Annotated in this window: 17 protein-coding genes; 5 read left to right on the top strand and 12 right to left on the bottom strand. The window is 67.8% G+C overall.

The window, feature by feature from the left end:
* Positions 1-346: 346 nt before the first annotated feature.
* Together AC3ARF_RS06375 and AC3ARF_RS06370 are read left to right on the top strand one after the other, a co-directional pair.
* Positions 347-1,063 (top strand): response regulator transcription factor, encoded by a 717-nt coding sequence (locus tag AC3ARF_RS06375; protein ID WP_498931332.1) that lies wholly within the window; start codon positions 347-349, stop codon positions 1,061-1,063.
* Positions 1,050-2,312, top strand: coding sequence for a sensor histidine kinase (locus tag AC3ARF_RS06370; RefSeq protein ID WP_498931330.1), 1,263 nt, complete (start codon positions 1,050-1,052; stop codon positions 2,310-2,312). The genes AC3ARF_RS06375 and AC3ARF_RS06370 overlap by 14 nt, the downstream gene beginning before the upstream one ends.
* Positions 2,313-2,394: 82 nt before the next feature.
* Here the strand turns inward: AC3ARF_RS06370 and cfa are convergent, their stop codons facing one another.
* From cfa to AC3ARF_RS06350, 4 genes are all read right to left on the bottom strand, one after another.
* A complete protein-coding gene (cfa, locus tag AC3ARF_RS06365; protein WP_498931328.1) occupies positions 2,395-3,531 on the bottom strand; it encodes a cyclopropane fatty acyl phospholipid synthase in 1,137 nt (378 codons plus the stop codon).
* A 42-nt stretch (positions 3,532-3,573) separates the two neighbouring features.
* Entirely contained in the window at positions 3,574-4,389 is an 816-nt protein-coding gene (locus AC3ARF_RS06360; RefSeq protein ID WP_498931326.1) for a DUF3298 and DUF4163 domain-containing protein, read from the bottom strand.
* A gap of 125 nt (positions 4,390-4,514) precedes the next feature.
* Entirely contained in the window at positions 4,515-5,228 is a 714-nt protein-coding gene (locus AC3ARF_RS06355; protein WP_498931324.1) for a pseudouridine synthase, read from the bottom strand.
* A 133-nt stretch (positions 5,229-5,361) separates the two neighbouring features.
* Positions 5,362-5,649, bottom strand: coding sequence for a GNAT family N-acetyltransferase (locus AC3ARF_RS06350; protein WP_498931322.1), 288 nt, complete (start codon positions 5,647-5,649; stop codon positions 5,362-5,364).
* Between the two features lie 145 nt (positions 5,650-5,794).
* On the opposite strand from AC3ARF_RS06350, the gene AC3ARF_RS06345 reads away from it, so the two are divergent.
* Positions 5,795-5,992 (top strand): hypothetical protein, encoded by a 198-nt coding sequence (locus tag AC3ARF_RS06345; RefSeq protein WP_498931320.1) that lies wholly within the window; start codon positions 5,795-5,797, stop codon positions 5,990-5,992.
* A gap of 11 nt (positions 5,993-6,003) precedes the next feature.
* On the opposite strand, the gene AC3ARF_RS06340 is transcribed toward AC3ARF_RS06345, so the two are convergent.
* Together AC3ARF_RS06340 and AC3ARF_RS06335 are read right to left on the bottom strand one after the other, a co-directional pair.
* Complete coding sequence (locus tag AC3ARF_RS06340) at positions 6,004-6,612, bottom strand: rhomboid family intramembrane serine protease (RefSeq protein WP_498931318.1); 609 nt, start codon at positions 6,610-6,612, stop codon at positions 6,004-6,006.
* A 4-nt stretch (positions 6,613-6,616) separates the two neighbouring features.
* The gene (locus AC3ARF_RS06335; protein WP_498931316.1) at positions 6,617-8,230 is read right to left on the bottom strand and encodes a POT-type proton-dependent oligopeptide transporter; all 1,614 of its coding nucleotides are present in this window, start codon (positions 8,228-8,230) and stop codon (positions 6,617-6,619) included.
* A gap of 220 nt (positions 8,231-8,450) precedes the next feature.
* Here AC3ARF_RS06335 and AC3ARF_RS06330 point away from each other — a divergent pair, with 220 nt between their 5' ends.
* Positions 8,451-10,226: a M14 family metallopeptidase gene (locus tag AC3ARF_RS06330; RefSeq protein WP_498931314.1), complete on the top strand. Its 1,776-nt coding sequence runs from the start codon at positions 8,451-8,453 to the stop codon at positions 10,224-10,226.
* A gap of 1 nt (position 10,227) precedes the next feature.
* Here the strand turns inward: AC3ARF_RS06330 and AC3ARF_RS06325 are convergent, their stop codons facing one another.
* Positions 10,228-10,833 carry a YdeI/OmpD-associated family protein gene (locus AC3ARF_RS06325; RefSeq protein WP_498931312.1) on the bottom strand — a complete coding sequence of 202 codons (606 nt, stop codon included), beginning with the start codon at positions 10,831-10,833 and terminating at the stop codon, positions 10,228-10,230.
* 77 nt (positions 10,834-10,910) lie between these two features.
* Here AC3ARF_RS06325 and AC3ARF_RS06320 point away from each other — a divergent pair, with 77 nt between their 5' ends.
* Positions 10,911-11,168, top strand: coding sequence for a hypothetical protein (locus AC3ARF_RS06320; RefSeq protein WP_498931310.1), 258 nt, complete (start codon positions 10,911-10,913; stop codon positions 11,166-11,168).
* Between the two features lie 6 nt (positions 11,169-11,174).
* Here the strand turns inward: AC3ARF_RS06320 and thpR are convergent, their stop codons facing one another.
* The 5 genes from thpR to AC3ARF_RS06295 form a co-directional block, all read right to left on the bottom strand.
* Complete coding sequence (thpR, locus tag AC3ARF_RS06315) at positions 11,175-11,762, bottom strand: RNA 2',3'-cyclic phosphodiesterase (protein WP_498931307.1); 588 nt, start codon at positions 11,760-11,762, stop codon at positions 11,175-11,177.
* A 12-nt stretch (positions 11,763-11,774) separates the two neighbouring features.
* The gene (locus tag AC3ARF_RS06310) at positions 11,775-13,679 is read right to left on the bottom strand and encodes an ATP-binding cassette domain-containing protein (RefSeq protein WP_498931305.1); all 1,905 of its coding nucleotides are present in this window, start codon (positions 13,677-13,679) and stop codon (positions 11,775-11,777) included.
* Between the two features lie 43 nt (positions 13,680-13,722).
* Entirely contained in the window at positions 13,723-14,154 is a 432-nt protein-coding gene (locus tag AC3ARF_RS06305) for a host attachment protein (protein ID WP_498931303.1), read from the bottom strand.
* Between the two features lie 126 nt (positions 14,155-14,280).
* Positions 14,281-14,973 carry a DUF5666 domain-containing protein gene (locus AC3ARF_RS06300; protein WP_498931301.1) on the bottom strand — a complete coding sequence of 231 codons (693 nt, stop codon included), beginning with the start codon at positions 14,971-14,973 and terminating at the stop codon, positions 14,281-14,283.
* A gap of 128 nt (positions 14,974-15,101) precedes the next feature.
* Positions 15,102-16,661: a protein adenylyltransferase SelO gene (locus AC3ARF_RS06295; RefSeq protein WP_498931299.1), complete on the bottom strand. Its 1,560-nt coding sequence runs from the start codon at positions 16,659-16,661 to the stop codon at positions 15,102-15,104.
* Positions 16,662-16,828 lie beyond the last annotated feature (167 nt).

The following is a 16,828-nucleotide window of genomic DNA, read 5'->3' as shown; positions in this document are numbered from 1 at the left end:
GCGTGCCAAGTACGAAGCCCGCGGCGATGGTCGGGGGGGCGGCGTCGGAGAGACGTCGGAGCCTTGTAAAGCGCTCGTTACAGGCGCCGCTGGGTTCACACTTCCGCAGTCGCCGGGCCCGGGCTTGGTGGTCGATCAGGCGATCTGGCTCTCCCATCGCCCAGCGGACCCAACGACCCGCCGAACCCGCCCCCGCACGATCCCGCGGGGGTGCCACCGCTTGCCCCGGTCTCGCCCCCCGCCCACCATGGGCCGGCGGGCCGCCCGGACATTGTTCCGACATCGACCCACGCAGACTGCCCGACCGATTGCTTCAGGCGCCCCTGGCGCGAGGACGCCCGCACCCATGCGGATACTGGTGGTGGAAGACAACCGCAGCCTGGTGGCCAACCTCTTCGAGTACTTCGAGGCGCGCGGGCACGTGCTGGATGCCGCCCCCGACGGCCGCACCGGCCTGCACCTGGCGCTGAACCACCCCTACGACGCCATCGTGCTGGACTGGATGCTGCCGCGCATGGAGGGCCACGAGGTGGTCCGCGCCCTGCGCGAGGCCGGCCGCGACACGCCGGTGCTGATGCTCACGGCGCGCGACGAGTTGCCAGACAAGATCGCCGGCTTCCGCGCAGGCGCCGATGATTACCTGACCAAACCCTTCGCCCTGCCCGAACTGGAAGTCCGGCTGGAGGCCCTGCAGGCCCGCGCCACCGGCCGCGGGCGCACCCGCGTGCTGGAAGTGGCCGACCTGCGCTACGACCTGACCACGCTGGAGGTCACCCGCGGCGGCCGCCCGCTGCACCTGTACCCGGCCTGCCGCAAGCTGCTGGAAGTGTTGATGCAGGCCAGCCCCGCCGCCGTCACCCGTGAGCGGCTGGAGCAGGCATTGTGGGGCGAGAGTCCGCCCGACAATGACATGCTCCGTTCGCACATCTACGAGCTGCGCCGCAGCGTGGATGGCGCCGCTGCGGTGAAGCTGATCCACACCCTGCCCCGCGTGGGCTACCGGCTGGGGGTCACCGCAGAAGGAGTCGACACACCGAAGGAGGCCGCGCATGGCCACGGCTAACCTCCACCAGCGCATCCTCTGGGGCATGCTCGCCTACCTGGGCCTGCTGACCTTGGCCGTCATGGCCTACGGTGCGATCACCAACGAGTACGCCGAGCGCCTGGTGTGGCGCGCCGTGCTGGAGTCGGAGCTGGACCATCTGGCCGAGCGTCGCGCCGAGGAGCCCGGCTACACCTGGCACGACACCGCATCGATGCGGCTCTACGACGGCAGTGCCGGGCGCCGGGTTCCGGCCGAACTGAAGACGCTATCGCCCGGCCTGCACGACGACATCGCCCTCGACGGCCTGCCGATCGCGGCGATGGTCCGCGACATCGACGGCGAGCACACGGTGCTGACCATCGACATCAGCGATTTCGAGCGACACGAGGAGCATCTGGCGCTGGTGGTGATGGGCGCTGCGTTGGCAATGACCCTGCTGCTGGGTCTGGCCGTCACCCTGAGCGTCAATCATCTGGTGCGGCCGTTGAAGGCCTTCCTCGGGCAGATCGGCGCCCTGCGCCCGGACCAGGCCGGCCAGGCGGTGAAACTGCCGCGCACGGCCAGCAGCGACCTCGTGGCCATTGCCGATGCGCTCAACGGCTACCTGCGGCGCAACGACCACTTCGTCGAGCGCGAGCGCGCCTTCATCGACAGTACGAGCCACGAACTGCGCACGCCGATCGCGGTGATTTCCGGCGCGGCGGAGATCGCGCTGGCGCAGCCGGATATCACCCCGGACGTCCACCAGCGGCTGGAACGCATAAAGCGCACCGCCTCGCACGTCGAACAGTTGATCTCGCTGCTGCTGGTACTCGCCAAGGACCCGGCGCAACTGGGCAAGGCCAGCGACCGCATCGCCCTGGACCAACTGCTGCCGGACATCGTGGACGACCACCGCCACCTGCTGGAAGACAAGGCACTGTCGGTGCAGGTGGGCCCCCTGTTGCCCTGTGAGATCCAGGCGCCGGTGGTCATCGTGCAGGCGGCGATCGGCAACCTGTTGCGCAACGCCATCGAGAACAGTGACCGCGGCGAGATCCGCGTGCGACTGGAGGCGCCGGCCACCGTGGTGATCGACGACCCCGGCCACGGCATGAGCCCGGAGGAGATCAGCGCGATCTACGCCAGGCTGGCGCGCGGCGGCGGCGACCGCGGCGGCGGCGGCATCGGCCTGGACCTGATCTCGCGGCTGTGCGAGCACCTGCACTGGCAGCTGCGCTTCGACTCCGCGCCGGGGCGCGGGACCACCACGACGCTGCGGTTCTGAGCGGCGCGGCACACGGCACGCCAGTCGCGCCGGCGCCTTCGCGACTCGATTCAGGGCGGCGCGTCCTTATCGAACGTCGCTCTCAGCGCACGGCCGTGAGTCCGCCCGGCACGCCGCGTGGTGACATGACGATCTGCCACAACTGCGAACGCCGGCTGCGGAACGTTGCCATCGATGCCGCCAGGTAGAAACGCCACATGCGCCGGAAGCGCTCGTCATAGCGCGGCGGCAGCCGGTCCCACGCGGCCTCCACGTTGTTGCGCCACGCCTGCAGTGTGCGGTCGTAGTCGGGGCCGAAGCCGTGCCAGTCCTCCAGTACGAAACGGCGCTCGGCGGCGCTGGCGATCTGCGCGGCCGAGGGCAGCATCGAGTTGGGGAAGATGTAGCGGCCGATCCACGGGTCGGTGTGGGTGGCCGAGATGTTGGTACCGATCGTGTGCAGCAGGAACAGCCCGCCCCCGGTCGCCGTTTCGTCGCGCAGGCAGCGGCGTACCACGTCGAAGTAGGTGCGGTAGTTGCGCACCCCCACGTGTTCGAACATGCCGATGGAAAAGACGCGGTCGAAGGGCTCGTGCAGCTCGCGGTAGTCCTGGACGCGGATCTCCACCGGCAACCCGGCGCACAACTCGCGTGCGAACGCGGCCTGCTCCTTGGAGATGGTGATGCCCACGCCGGACACCCCGTAGCGCTCGGCGGCGAACTTCAGTGCCTCGCCCCAGCCACAGCCGATATCGAGCACGTGCATGCCCGGGCGCAGGCCGAGCTTGCGGCAGACCAGGTCCAGCTTGGCCTCCTGCGCGGCATCCAGTTCGTCCGCATTGGCCCAGTAACCGCAGCTGTACACCATGCGCCGCCCCAACATGGCGCGATACAGGTCGTTGCCCAGGTCGTAATGGCGCTCGCCCACTTCGCGGCTGCGCCAGCGGGTCTGCAGGTTGCTCAGGTGCGCACGCAGGCCATCGAGCACCCAATGCCAACCGTGCACGCGCTGGTCGAGCTGGGCCTGCAACAGGCGGGTCAACAGCCCGTCAAGGCTGCGGGTGTCCCACCCGCCGTCCATGTAGCCCTCCCCCAGCCCCAGCGAGCCTTCGGCGAGCAGCCGTGCGTATAGCCGTTCGTCGTGGACTTCCAGGTCCCATTCGCGCTCGCCGTCCATCCGCACGTCGGCCAGCGCCAACAGGCCAGACACCCTGTGTTTGAAGGGATGCACTGCGGCCATCGTCCACATCCTCGGTGGGCAACGCGGCCAGCATAGCGCGGCTTACTGGCTGGCGAAGAGGTCCCTGTACTCGGGGGCGATCAGCGGCAGCAACGCCGAGGCCGGCAGTTGCACCGACTGCACGCCGTCGGAGTACGGCCCGACCTGGTACGGCGGGAACACGAACTTCAGCCCGGCCAGCTTGCCGCCCGGGCCCGGCACCGGCTCGAACTGGCGGAAGCTGGCAGCGTTGGGGGCGGTACCCTCATCGATCATGCGGCCGGCGCTGCGGGCGATCTCGGCACGGTCCTGCGGGGAGAGTTCGTCGGCATCCAGGCGCTGGGACAATGCGGTGTGCAGTTGCTCCCGCACCAGGTCGGACAGTGGCTTCCAGTTACGCGCGTCCGGCACCAGCAGCTCGGCGGTCAGGCGGCGGTTCTGCCTGGGCAACCACACGAAGCGCTCCAGCAGCGGATTGCCGTGCGCGCCGCCGGTATAGCTGCTGCCGTCGGCCGCGACGGCGACCAGATCGGGTGTCTCCATGACGTCACTGAAGGTGAGTGACAGGTCGTACATGTCCGCCGCACTGCCGTCGGCACCACGCCCCTTGGCGGCGGTCACCAGCTCCGCGCGCGCCGCATCGGCGTAAGCCTTGATCTCCGCCGCAAGCCCGGGATAGCGCACGGCGGACTTGGGAAAGGTGATGCCGACCATGTAGCCCGGCTGGCTTTCCACCACGTCCTGCAGCCCCGCCGATGGCGCCGTGGGCGCGGGTGCGGGTTGGGCAGTGACTGCGGGAGCGGGCGTCGGCGCGGGTTTCTCACGCTCGCAGGCGGCCAGGGCCAGGGCGAGCAACGCAACGATCAACAGACGATTCATGGGGGAGGCAATCCGTTGTCCAATCCAGTCGAAATTTCAGCCGACCATAGCCGTCGGCATGTGATGAATGCATACAGGAAAGCGCGGTCGGCACAGGGGCCCACGGCGTCAGTCGACGCGGTGGGTCACCACTCGGTGCGGTTGGGCAGCAGCCCGCGCAGTTCCGCGTCGGTGAGGTTGCGCCATTGGCCGATCTTGAGGTGGCCCAGCTTCACGTTGCCGATGCGGACGCGCACCAGCTTCTTTACCCGCAGCCCGAAGTGTTGCGCCATGAGTCGGATCTGGCGGTTGAGGCCCTGCACCAGGGTGATGCGGAAGCCGAACTTGCCCAGCCGCCCGGTCTTGCATGGCAGCGTGGTCTGGCCGTGCACGGGCACGCCGCGGGCCATGCCGCGCAACACCTCGTCGGTGATCGCGTGGTTCACCGCCACCAGGTACTCCTTCTCCAGTTTGTTCTCGGCGCGCAGGATCTCGTTGACGATGTCGCCGTTGCTGGTGAGCAGGATCAGACCCTCGGAGTCCTTGTCCAGGCGGCCGATGGGGAAGATGCGCTTCTCGTGGCCGATGAAGTCGACGATGTTGTCCTTGACGTCGGACTCGGTGGTGCAGGTCACGCCCACCGGCTTGTGCAGCGCGATGTAGACATGCTTCTTCTGGCCCTTGGCCGCGGTCCGGACTTGCAGCTTCTGGCCGTCCAGCAGCACTTCATCGCCCTCGCCCACCTCGGCGCCGATCCGGGCGCGGACGCCGTTGACGGTGACCCGGCCTTCACCGATGAGGCGATCGGCCTCACGGCGCGAGCAGAAACCGGTGTCGCTGATGTGTTTGTTCAGGCGCATGGTGGGGCGGTGGCCGGGCGCGTATAGGGGGGCGCATGCTGGCACAAACCGCGCCCGCCTGCATTGTTCCGGGGCTGCGCCGACAATTCCAGGGGTTCAGGGCCAGGCGGCGAACGTCGCCCCAGCGGGCGAATCAGGCCAGCAGGTCGCCCACCGCCTGGTGTTGGCGCCGGGCCCAGACGTCAGCGTAGGAGCACTCCGGGCGCACTTTGAGCCCGCTGCTGCGCGCATGGTCGAACGCCGCCTGGACCAGCTTCCCTGCAATGCCCCGGCCGCCAATGGCGGGCGGCACGATGGTGTGGGTGATGACCAGCACCCCGGCCTCGACCTCGTAATCCAGGTGCGCGTTGACGCCATCGACCGTGGTAGCGAAACGGCAGTTGGCGGCATCGTGGTGGACGGCGGGAGCCGGGTGGGTCATGGCGGGGCCTCTTTGGGTGGGTCGCGGATATCAGAACGTGCCGGGTGGCACCGCCGCGTGAACATGCGTGCGGACCGTCGCTGCCGGTTTCGACAATCGGTTGCGTTGATTGATGCACAGTCCACGCATTCCGGGGGAAACCACCATGGCCACCTTGCACCCGACGTCGCTCCAGGCCCTATCCGACGAGGCACTGGTGGAGCGACTGTATGAGTTGTCCTGCGATGACGTCTACCCGGCCACGCTGGCGGCCGAGCTGGACCGCCTGGTGCACCGCCGCCTGACCAACACCTACGGGGAGCCCGATTCCGCACCCGAGCGGCGCATACGCCGGGCCGACTGAGCCTGGCGCGGTCAGCGGAGGAAGGAGGGGCTGAGCAACCGCTCCAGGAAGACCGCGCCCACGCGCGGCTCCATCAGCAGCATGAACAGTACGCCGTAGATCGCACCCGACAGGTGGGCGCTGTGGTTGACGTTGTCGGTGCCCTGCCGGTCCATCCAGAACGAGTAGCCGACGTAGAAGACGCCGTACAGGATCGCCGGCACCGGGACGACGAACACGAAGATCAGCGACCAGGGTTGGACCAGGATGAAGGCGAACAGCACCGCCGACACCGCTCCCGACGCGCCCAGGCTGCGGTAACGCGCATCATTGCGGTGCCGCAGGTAGGACGGCAGGATCGCCACCACGATCGCGGACATGTAGAACAGCACGAACCCCAGCGGCCCGATCAGCTGCGCCATCAGCCGTTCGATCACCCGGCCGAAAAAGAACAGGGTGATCATGTTGAACAGCAGGTGCTGCCAGTCAGCGTGGACGAATCCGTGGGTCAGCAGCCGATCGTACTGGTGCTGGCGGCTCATGGCGGGAGGCCACAGCGTCAGCCGGTCGAGCAGCCGCGGCCGCTCGAACGCCAGCCACGACACCAGCACCGTCACCGCGATCAGGGCGAACGTCAGCATCGGGTCAGCCCGCCGGGCGGTAGTTGTCCACCAACGGGTAGCGCCGCGCGTACCACCCGAAGGCCAGCGCGGCGACCAGCGCGAAGCCGGCGAAGAAGAACATCAGGAACGCCGTCTCGCTGAACCCGGTCTGCGCGATCTTCCCGGTCACCGTATCGTTGCGCACGGCGGCGTTGGACAGCAGCACCCACAGGTTGCCGATGGTGGTGGTGAGGTTCCAGAAGCTCATCACCACGCCCTTCATCGACAACGGCGCCTGGCTGTAGGCGAACTCCAGGCCGGTAGCCGAGACCAGCACCTCACCGAAGGTCAGCAGCGCGTACGGCAATACCTGCCAGACGATCGACATCGGCGTGCCCCCGTCCATCTGCAACTGGATAAGGCCCACCACGATCCACGCCAGCCCGCTGAAGGCGATGCCCGCGGTCATGCGACGCAGCGCAGTCGGCTCCATGCCGAAACGGCGCAACGCCGGATACAGGACCAGGTTGTTGAACGGAATCAGGATCATCACCAGCGCCGGGTTCAACGCCTGCATCTGCGAGGCCACGAACCACTCCGGCTTGGCCATCGCATTGCCCTGGATGACCCAGGTGGACGCCTTCTGGTCGAACAGGGAGTGGAACGGGGTAACGAGCGCGAAGATCACCAGCAGGCGCAGCACGCTGCGCACGCCTGCAATGGCGGCGTCGGGATGCACGCCGCGCGCACGGTCCAACTGCAACCACGCGCCACCGCCCACACCGGCCACCAGCACCACCAGCGCCAGGCAGAAGGTGATGACGAAGCCGAAGCCCTTCGGCCACCAGGCGGCCAGGCCCAGCGCGGACAACGCCCAGCCCAGCACCATGCCAACCGCAACCGCGACACCGGCGAAAGCCAGCGCGCGACCCGGTGCACCCTGACCTTCGCGGCGGGTGTTGAGCGCGGTGCGGATCACGTTGGCGAACGAATTGGGGTCGCGCGTGCGCGCCGGCGGCACCATGACGTACTTCTTGCGGCCCAGCCACAGCACGAAGGTGGCAATGAACATCAGGATGCCCGGAATGCCGAACGCCACACTGGGCCCGTAGTTCTTGAGGAACAGCGGCATCAGCAGCGAGGCGAACAGCGAACCGAAATTGATGATCCAGTAGAAGGCGTCGAACACGACCTTGGCCAGCTTCTCGTTGGACTTGTCGAACTGGTCACCCACGAACGAGGCCACCAGCGGCTTGATGCCGCCCGCTCCCAGCGCGATCAGGCCGAGGCCGGTGAAGAAGCCGGCACGGCTGTGCTCGAAAATGGCCAGGCACGCGTGGCCGGCACAATAGATCAGGCTGAACCAGAGGATGGTGTTGTACTTGCCGAAGAATCGGTCGGCCAGATAACCACCCAGCAGCGGGAAGAAATAGACCCCGATCATGAACTCATGCATCAGGTCCTTGGCAGCCAACTCGCGTTCGCTGCCAGCGGTGATGTGCTGCAGCAGCAGGCCGGTGATCAGGAACTGCACCAGGATGTTGCGCATCCCGTAGAAACTGAAGCGCTCGCAGCCTTCGTTGCCGATGATGTAGGGGATCTGCCGCGGCATGCGGCCTCTATTGGCGGTGGCAACGGTGCTGGTGGTGGACGACATCGAGCGACCCTGTCTGGTGCAAAGGGGCAAAGCCTACCCCATCTCAGGGGGGCGATTTCCATCCACCCCCGTTCATGTTGCAAGCCAACTCAGCTTGTCAAAGCCTTCCGCCGCCTGCCGGCAAGCACCCTGCGGACAGCTGGCGCCCGTGACCTCCAGCAGGGTTCCGTAGTCCCGGCTCGTCTTACCATCGGCGATTGCCTTGTCCCCGGACCGCCGAATGAACCGAAAGCCGTTGCTTGTCGCCCTCCTCGCCTGCCTGGCCGCGACCGCCTCCGCGGCTCCCGCGAACACTGACGGCCTGGTGACGGTGTCCGAACGCTCCGGCTTCCTCCGCACCGGCCGTTACGACGAAGTCATCCGCCTGTGCGATGCCTTCGCCCGGGCCTATCCCACCGCGGTGCGCTGCGAATCGTTCGGCACCACGCCGGAAGGCCGGCCGATGCAGGTCCTGGTGGTGTCGAAGGCCGGTGCGTTCACCCCCGACGCCGCCCGTGCCCAAGGGCTGCCGGTGACCCTGATCCAGGGCGGCATCCACGCGGGCGAGATCGACGGCAAGGACGCGGGATTCCTGGCCCTGCGGGAGATGCTGGAGGGCGTCGCTGCAAAGGGCGCGTTGGAGCGCCAGGTGCTGCTGTTCGTGCCGGTGTTCAACGTGGATGGCCACGAACGCTTCGCCCGCTGGAACCGCCCCAACCAGCGCGGCCCAGAGGAAATGGGCTGGCGCACCACCGCGCAGAACTACAACCTCAACCGCGACTACGTGAAGGCCGACACGCCCGAGATGCAGGCGATGCTGGCACTGCTGAACCGCTGGGACCCGCTGGCCTACGTCGACCTGCACGTCACCGACGGCGCCAAGTTCGAGCACGACGTGTCGATCCAGGTGGAGCCGGTGCACGGCGGCGATGCGGGCCTGCGGAAGGCGGGCACGCAGTGGCGCGATGGCGTGATCGCCGCCTTGGCGCGACAGGGTTCGCTGCCGCTGCCCTTCTATCCTTCGTTCGTCGAAAGCGACAACCCCGCGTCGGGGTTTGCCGATGGCGTGGCGCCGCCGCGCTTCTCCCAGGGGTACATTGCCCAACGCAACCGCCTGGGCATGCTGGTGGAGACGCACTCCTGGCGGGAGTACCCGCACCGGGTCAAGGTCACGCGCAACACGATCGTGGCGGTGCTGGACCTGGTGGCGCGTCACGGCCGGCAGTGGCAGGCGGAGGCACGTGCGGCGGATGTGCGTGCAGCCGAGGTGGCGGGCCTGCCCGTCGCACTGGATTACAAGGCCACCGACAAGGCGCGGACGATCGCCTACCGCGGCTACGCCTATACCCGCACGCCATCGGAGGTGTCCGGCGCGTTGATGACGCGCTATGACGAGACCACCCCGCAGGTCTGGCACATACCGCTGCGTGATGAGGTCGTGCCGTCGCTGACGGTGGCGGCACCCCGCGCGGGCTACGTGGTGCCGCCCGCGCATGCCGCAACCGTGCTCCCGCTGCTTCAGCGACACGGCGTCAATTACGCCCGGCTGGAGACAGCCCTGGCCCAGAGCCCGGTGCAGGCCTTCCGCGCGACCACGGCCGAGGCGGGCAAATCGTCCGTGGAAGGACACCAGCGCTTGACCCTGAAGGGCACGTGGGCCGACGAACGCATGGACATTCCCGCAGGCGCTCTGTTCGTGCCCATCGCCCAGCCCAGGTCTCGACTGGTGATGTCGCTGCTGGAACCGCAGGCCCCTGACTCGATCGCGGCTTGGGGCGGGTTCAACAACGCCTTCGAGCGCAAGGAATACATGGAGGACTACGTGGCCGAGGAAGTCGCCCGGGAGATGCTCAAGGATCCGGCGGTGAAGGCCGAATTCGAGGCGCGACTGAAGGCAGATGCCGCCTTTGCCGCGAGCCCGGAAGCCCGCCTGGAGTTCTTCGCCCGCCGCCATTCCTCGTGGGATGCGCGCTACAACCTGTACCCGGTACTGCGACTGGACCAGGCCCCGCGCTGACCTAGCAGCCGGTGTACTTCCAGTTTCGGGGCTTGCCCTCGGCCATCCACTCGACGGCCTGGGCGAGCCGGCGCTGGCGGGTGTCGTCGCGTTTGGCCTCGGTGATCCACTCGATGTACTCGCGGCGTTGACTGGGCGGGAAGGCAGCAAACGTCGCTTGGGCCGCGGGCACTGCCGCAAGGGCTGCGGCCAGGTCGGCCGGCACCGGCAGTGTCGGTCGGGGCGAGGCCTTCGCTGGCCTGCGCGCCGCCCCCGCGTCGATCAAACGCATGGCCTCGCGGACGTAGTCCTCCAGCATCTCCCGCGGGGGCAGTTGCGCCACCTCGGTCAGCCGTCCGAACTGGCCCATCGCGGCCTCGGTACGCCCTTTGGCTTCGCCCACGATCTGCCCGCCCTGCCAGAAACCGAACGTCGCGTGCTGCTTGAACGCGGCCATGCCGCAGACCAGCTTGCCCTTGTACGTCAGATGCGGTGACCCCCACTTGAGGGTCTCCTGGCCCTGCGGGCACGCGGTGGCCACCACATCCCGCAGGTAGGACAGGATCGGCCGGGCGAAGGGAGCGGACCTGGCGATATAGGCGTCGATGCGCGGGTCTTGGGTGGCCATGACGGGGGAGCGGTGGCGGACGGCCCATTCTGCCGCTGCCTTGCGTTTGGTGTCTGCAGGAGAGGAGGAGAACCACCATGGCAGACACCGGCCTGAAAGACCGTCGCCTGAGGGCAGACGCATCCACGTACCTGCTGCGCGCGCAGCTCAACGAAGCCCAATTGCTCACGCTGGCGGAGCTGGAGCGCTTCGGCTGGCAGGTCCAGTTCATCCGCCGCCCGCTGTTCCAGGACCCCATCCCGGTATTGGTGGATGGCGACCGGAAATGCTACGCGGTGCTCACCCCCGAGGGGGAGTTGGACGAGTCGCCGACGTTCAACATCCGCCAACGCTGACTCGCGTCAGCCCACCAGTGGCCAAGTGCCGAGTGCGCTGTACGCGCTGCTTGCGCCCAGCGCGCTCTGCATGAGGTGGAACGATTCCACCCGCCACGTGACCGGCTCGATGATCGTCTCGGGCAAGGAAGACCGCGCATCGCGAAGGACGGTGACGTGCGGGCGGAACCCGTGCGCGTCCGGGACACGCACCCCGGCCTGCGCAAGCTCCAACCCGAGTCCGCGCCACAGCGTGGACAACCCCGGGACCTCCGCGGTGGGACCGAGCCACCACGGAATGGCGCGGTTATGGAAGCTGCCTGCCCTGTCCAGCACCAAGGAGAACGGCGCAACCCGTACCCGCAATGCGGCATGCCGCGCCTGGGTTGCAACGGCCGTGGGAGGACCGTCGAAATCCCCGAGGAACTGCAGGGTCAGGTGGTAGCGCCCGGGATCGATCCAGCGACCGCGGGGCGCATGTTGCGCCTCCAACTGCACGGCTGCCTGATGGATGCGGGCGCGTGTCGCCTCGTCCGGTAGCAGTGCGAAGAACAGACGATACCGCCGTTGTGGCGGAGTGGCGCCAGGGGCCGTGAGCGACTCGTCCGTGGTCATCCGATCCCTGCCCTAGCCGTCGAGCTCCGCCCAGCGCGCATAGGCCGCATCCAGTGCCTGCTGGGTCTCACCCAGCCGAGCGGTATGGGCGGCGACCGTCGCTGCCTCGCGCTGGAAGAAGGATGGATCGTTCATCTGGCTGGTCAGTGCCTCCAGCTCGGCCTCCAACTGTTCGATGCGCACGGGAAGTTGTTCCAGCTCGCGCGCATCCTTGTAGCTGAGCTTGCGCTTGGACGGCGCGCCGCTGCTCGCCGTCGATGCGCCCTGCCCCACTCCGGCCGCATTGCGCGCGGTCGGCGCGGCATTGCCGGAGCCGGCGGCCGATCGGGCGAGCCCCGGCGCCGCCTGCCGCAGCCAATCGCTGTAGCCACCCACGTACTCGCCGACGTGCCCCCCACCTTCCATCACGAGGGTGGAGGTGACCACGTTGTCCAGGAAGTCGCGATCATGGCTGACCAGCAGCAGCGTGCCTTCGTACTCGCCGAGCAATTCCTCCAGCAACTCCAGCGTCTCAACGTCGAGGTCATTGGTGGGTTCGTCCATGACCAGCAGGTTGGAGGGCTGTGCGAACAGCTTGGCCAGCAGCAGGCGATTGCGCTCGCCGCCGGACAGGCGGGTGATGGGCGCGCGTGCGCGCTCGGGGGTGAACAGGAAATCCTGCAGGTAGCCGATGGCGTGCTTGCGCTTGCCGTTGATCTCGACGAAGTCGCTGCCTTCAGCCACGTTTTCCAGCGCGTTCCAGTCCTCGCGAAGCGTGGCGCGGTACTGGTCGAAGTAGGCCACCCGCAGGTTGCTGCCCAGGCGCACCTCGCCAGCAGTGGGGGCGAGCTCGCCCAGCAGCACCTTCAGCAGCGTGGTCTTTCCGCTGCCATTCGGGCCGATCAGGCCAATCCGGTCGCCGCGCAGGACCACGGTGTCCAGTCCACGCAGCATCGGCCTGCCGCCGTAGTCGAAGTCGACTCCCTTCGCCTCGATCACCTTCTTGCCGGAGGACTCGCCCTGGGCAACCTCCATCCGCACGTTGCCTTGCAGGTCACGGCGCTGTGCGCGTTCGCCGCGCATCGCCTTGAGCCTGCGCACGCGTCCTTCGTCACGCACGCGCCGGGCCTTGATGCCCTGGCGGATCCAGACTTCTTCCTGTGCGAGCAGCTTGTCGAAGCGCGCGTTTTCCTGCGCCTCGGCATTGAGTCGCTCCTCGCGACGCCGCTCGTAGTTGGCCCAGTCGCCCGGCCAACTGGTCACCTTGCCGCGGTCAATCTCGACGATGCGGGTCGCCAGTGCGCGCAGGAAGCGGCGGTCGTGGGTGATGAACACCAGCGCGCCGGGCCAGGACTTCAGGAAGCCCTCCAGCCAGTCGATCGCCTCGATGTCGAGGTGGTTGGTCGGCTCGTCCAGCAGCAGCACGTCCGGCGCGGACACCAGGGCGCGCGCCAGCAACACGCGCCGCTTCATGCCGCCGGAGAGTCCCGCGAACGCCAGGTCGCCGTCCAGTTCCAGACGGGTAAGGGTTTCGGTCACGCGCTGGTCCACGCTCCAGCCGCCCGCCGCTTCGATCTTGGCCTGCACCGCAGCCAGCCGGGTAGTATCCACGTGTTCGGCATGGCTCAGGTGATGGTATTCGGCCAACCACTGGCCCAGTTGCCCCATGCCCGCGGCCACCACGTCGAAGACGCTGCCTCCGGCATCGCGGGGCACCTCCTGCTCGAGCCGGGCCACGCGCACCCCGCCCTCCAGACGCACCTCGCCGTCGTCCGGGTGGAGGTCACCCGACATCAACTTGAGCAGCGTGGACTTGCCCGCGCCGTTGCGGCCGATCAGCGCAATGCGCTCGCCAGGTTCGAGGGACAGTTCGACATTGTCGAGCAGCAATGGGCCGCCGATGCTGTAATCGACGTTCTGCAAAGTGATCAGGGGCATCCGCGCATTGTACCGGCATGTGCGGGTTGGCCCGTGTCAGCCGTCAGTGCAGATGGCTCAACTCCTCGCGGATCCGGTCCATGCTGGCGTCGGTGATCTGCTTGTCCAATGCATGGGTCACCATCCGCGCCACCTGTGGGTCCAGCTCGGAGCGCACCGAGCCCAGGAATGCCGGGGCCGCCATCAGTACGAGGTTGTCGTAACGGTTGGCCACGCGCGCCTCGTTGAGGAAATCGGACAGCTCCGCGGCGAACTCGTGGCGGATCTTCTCTTCGGTCGAAGTGCGCGGCTCGATGCCGTGTCGCGCTCCACCCACGCTCTGGTGGGCGCGCGGCAGGCGGTCACGATGCCCGCGGTCGGCGTGATGCGCGTCGGGATGGACGAAATCCGCAACTTCCAGCAGTTCGCCATTGGCCCGCTCGCTTTCGAACAGGCGGGCGTGGGCTTCGTCGGCGACGAGAATCCAGGTCTTCATGGCAGCTCCCATTGCGCGAGCGGGCCCGTGCCGGAGTAGCCCGGCGCCCGAACGTGCTTTCACCGCGCGCGGCGGCTTGCCGACGAGCATGCGACCGCCGGCGTTAAGCGGCGGTCACCGCCGGCCTTACCGCGAACGCGCGCTGGTCTCCACCCAGATCTGTTCGGCAAGCCAGTCGTTGCCTGATGGCCGCGCCTGAACGCGGATCAGGTCGCCGCGCTCCAGCTGTTCGGGGCGCAAGTACTGCCCTCGGTACTCGACCCGGGTGCGCTCGTCGTAAAACACGCGCTCCGTGCGGCCGGCGTAGCCATCGCGGGTCAGGTCGATGCGGCGGGCGCGGGTATCGACGTAACTGACTGCTCCGCGCAGCTCGCCACCGTAGTAGCTCCCACCCTGGCCATCGCGCACGTTGTGCACGACCTCGATCGAACGCGCCACGAGTCGACCACCGGAATGCACGCCATCGACGCTGATGCGGTCGCCGCGCTCCAGCCCCGCGATATCCACTTCGCGGCCCTGGTAGTACAGACGGGTGTTGCGGTCGAAGCCGACTTGCACGTAAGCGGATGACTGTCCGTACCGGCTTTGGTCGGCGGTCATGACAATGCGGCCGTTGCGAAGGTCGACTTCCTGCACCGTGCCGAGGACGCGCTCGTTGCCATAGCCCTGGCCGTAGCCGTCGCCGGGGTAGCGATCCCCGGGATAGCCGCCACCATAGGGAGTCACACAGCCCGCCAGTGACAGCGTTGCGAGCAGCAGGGCCACCAGGCCGGGGTGGAGCCGGCGCCAGCCGAAACAGAGAAGGTGGGATGCGGTCATGGTGGTCCATCCTCGGGCCCCTGCGGGGCGTGCGGATCGAGGATGCGACCGGCTGCGTGAATTGGGCGTAAGCGCTTCCGACCGGAACGTCGGCCGTCCGCAACAACGGCAGGGGCGGGAATCGCCGCTCAGGAGCTGCAGGACAGCATCGAACAGCCGGCCCTCTCCCTGGCCCAATCCGGACGCTTCTGTGCGAAGGGCTCGCGGCCCGGCTGGTCCTCGTAGGGACGGCGCATGACGTCCAGCAGTTCAACGACGCCGGCGATATCCCCCTGCGTGGCCCGGTCGATGGCCTGCTGCGCCAGGTAATTGCGCAGGACGTAACGTGGGTTGGCGGCATTCATCCGGACACGGCGGGCGGTGGGGTCCGCCGCATCCTCTTGCACGCGCGCGGCGTGTCGCAGCAGCCAGGCCTCAAGCGCAGGCGCGGCTTCCGCCCGCTTGGACAGGTCGTAGAACGCCTCGCTCAGGGGCGCCAATGACGGTGCGCCCGGATCGACCGCGGCCAGTTCCCGGAAAAACAGGGTCATGTCCACCTCGGCCTGCCTGAGCAGGTCCCGGAGGTCCTGCATCAGTACCAGATCCTTGTCACGGGCTTCCAGCAAACCCAGCTTCCGCGCGGTGGTCTCGCGTTCGGCCGCGTTCCACGCCGCCACGTAACGTTTCAGCCCGTCCTGCAATGGCTCGGTGGAACCAAATAAAGGTGAAAGCGCCCCCGCCAGACGACCGAGGTTCCAGTACGCCACCTGCGGCTGCTGCCCAAAGCGGTAGCGCCCCCGTTGGGCGTCGGTGGTGTTGGGCGTCCAGTCGGGGTCGTAGTCATCGACCCAGCCATAGGGCCCGTAGTCGATGGTCAGCCCGAGGATCGACATGTTGTCGGTGTTCATCACGCCGTGCACGAATCCCACGCGCATCCAGTGCCCCATCAGCACTGCCGTGCGCTCGCAGACCTGGGCGAACCACTCCGCGTACAGCGCTTCGCCCTGCCCCTGCAACTCGGGGAAATCCCGGCGGATGCAGAAGTCGGCAAGCCGTCGGACAAGGTCGAAGTCGCCGCGCGAGGCGGGCAACTCGAAGTTGCCGAAGCGGATGAACGACGGCGCCACGCGGCACACGATGGCGCCCGGCTCCAGCTCGGGATGGCCGTCATAGAACATGTCGCGCACCACGCCTTCGCCCGTCCCGACCAGGCTCAGCGCCCGGGTGGTCGGCACGCCCAGGTGGTGCATGGCTTCGCTGCACAGGAACTCGCGGATGGACGAGCGCAGCACGGCGCGCCCGTCGGCTGTGCGCGAGTACGGCGTCGGGCCGGCGCCCTTGAGCTGCAGTTCCCAGCGCTCACCCGCCGCGTTGATGGCCTCGCCCAGGGTGATGGCACGGCCGTCGCCCAGTTGCCCGGCCCAGTGGCCGAACTGGTGGCCCCCGTAATTGGCAGCATACGGGTCCATGCCAGGCATCAGCGCGTTGCCGCCGAAGATCCGGGCGAAGTCCGGGTCGGAAATGTCAGCCGCATCGAAACCCAACCGCGTCGCCATCCCCGCCGAGTGCGCCAGCAATCGGGGCGCCAGCACCGGGGTCGGCGCAACCCGCGACCACAAGCCGCCCTCGACCTGGCGCACTCCGGGGCCGACCACGGGGTCGCCCGGCAGGTCGCGCAAAAAGGCATTGTCGAAGCGGAGTTGGCGCATGCGCACTCAAAGACTGGCGGTGGTCGAGAAGTGTCCCACAGCGGGCTGAAACCCACGCTGCACAAGCGTTACCGTGGGGACGGCCGAACCTCGGGGGCGACAGCGGGCGCCTGATCCAAAGCGCGACCTGCGCCCGCATCACACGCCCTGTTCAGCAGAAGGGTAAA

This window comes from Lysobacter sp. KACC 24251, from assembly GCF_057747755.1.
Note: the sequence above shows the minus strand (reverse complement) of the source record. Positions and strands in the feature narration are given on the sequence as shown.

Bases quoted from the DNA above. Each gene is read 5' to 3' on its own strand.
- AC3ARF_RS06375 (WP_498931332.1), top strand. From the start codon at position 347: ATGCGGATACTGGTGGTGGAAGACAACCGCAGCCTGGTGGCCAACCTC.
- AC3ARF_RS06370 (WP_498931330.1), top strand. From the start codon at position 1,050: ATGGCCACGGCTAACCTCCACCAGCGCATCCTCTGGGGCATGCTCGCC.
- cfa (WP_498931328.1), bottom strand. From the start codon at position 3,531: ATGGCCGCAGTGCATCCCTTCAAACACAGGGTGTCTGGCCTGTTGGCG.
- AC3ARF_RS06360 (WP_498931326.1), bottom strand. From the start codon at position 4,389: ATGAATCGTCTGTTGATCGTTGCGTTGCTCGCCCTGGCCCTGGCCGCC.
- AC3ARF_RS06355 (WP_498931324.1), bottom strand. From the start codon at position 5,228: ATGCGCCTGAACAAACACATCAGCGACACCGGTTTCTGCTCGCGCCGT.
- AC3ARF_RS06350 (WP_498931322.1), bottom strand. From the start codon at position 5,649: ATGACCCACCCGGCTCCCGCCGTCCACCACGATGCCGCCAACTGCCGT.
- AC3ARF_RS06345 (WP_498931320.1), top strand. From the start codon at position 5,795: ATGGCCACCTTGCACCCGACGTCGCTCCAGGCCCTATCCGACGAGGCA.
- AC3ARF_RS06340 (WP_498931318.1), bottom strand. From the start codon at position 6,612: ATGCTGACGTTCGCCCTGATCGCGGTGACGGTGCTGGTGTCGTGGCTG.
- AC3ARF_RS06335 (WP_498931316.1), bottom strand. From the start codon at position 8,230: ATGTCGTCCACCACCAGCACCGTTGCCACCGCCAATAGAGGCCGCATG.
- AC3ARF_RS06330 (WP_498931314.1), top strand. From the start codon at position 8,451: ATGAACCGAAAGCCGTTGCTTGTCGCCCTCCTCGCCTGCCTGGCCGCG.
- AC3ARF_RS06325 (WP_498931312.1), bottom strand. From the start codon at position 10,833: ATGGCCACCCAAGACCCGCGCATCGACGCCTATATCGCCAGGTCCGCT.
- AC3ARF_RS06320 (WP_498931310.1), top strand. From the start codon at position 10,911: ATGGCAGACACCGGCCTGAAAGACCGTCGCCTGAGGGCAGACGCATCC.
- thpR (WP_498931307.1), bottom strand. From the start codon at position 11,762: ATGACCACGGACGAGTCGCTCACGGCCCCTGGCGCCACTCCGCCACAA.
- AC3ARF_RS06310 (WP_498931305.1), bottom strand. From the start codon at position 13,679: ATGCCCCTGATCACTTTGCAGAACGTCGATTACAGCATCGGCGGCCCA.
- AC3ARF_RS06305 (WP_498931303.1), bottom strand. From the start codon at position 14,154: ATGAAGACCTGGATTCTCGTCGCCGACGAAGCCCACGCCCGCCTGTTC.
- AC3ARF_RS06300 (WP_498931301.1), bottom strand. From the start codon at position 14,973: ATGACCGCATCCCACCTTCTCTGTTTCGGCTGGCGCCGGCTCCACCCC.
- AC3ARF_RS06295 (WP_498931299.1), bottom strand. From the start codon at position 16,661: ATGCGCCAACTCCGCTTCGACAATGCCTTTTTGCGCGACCTGCCGGGC.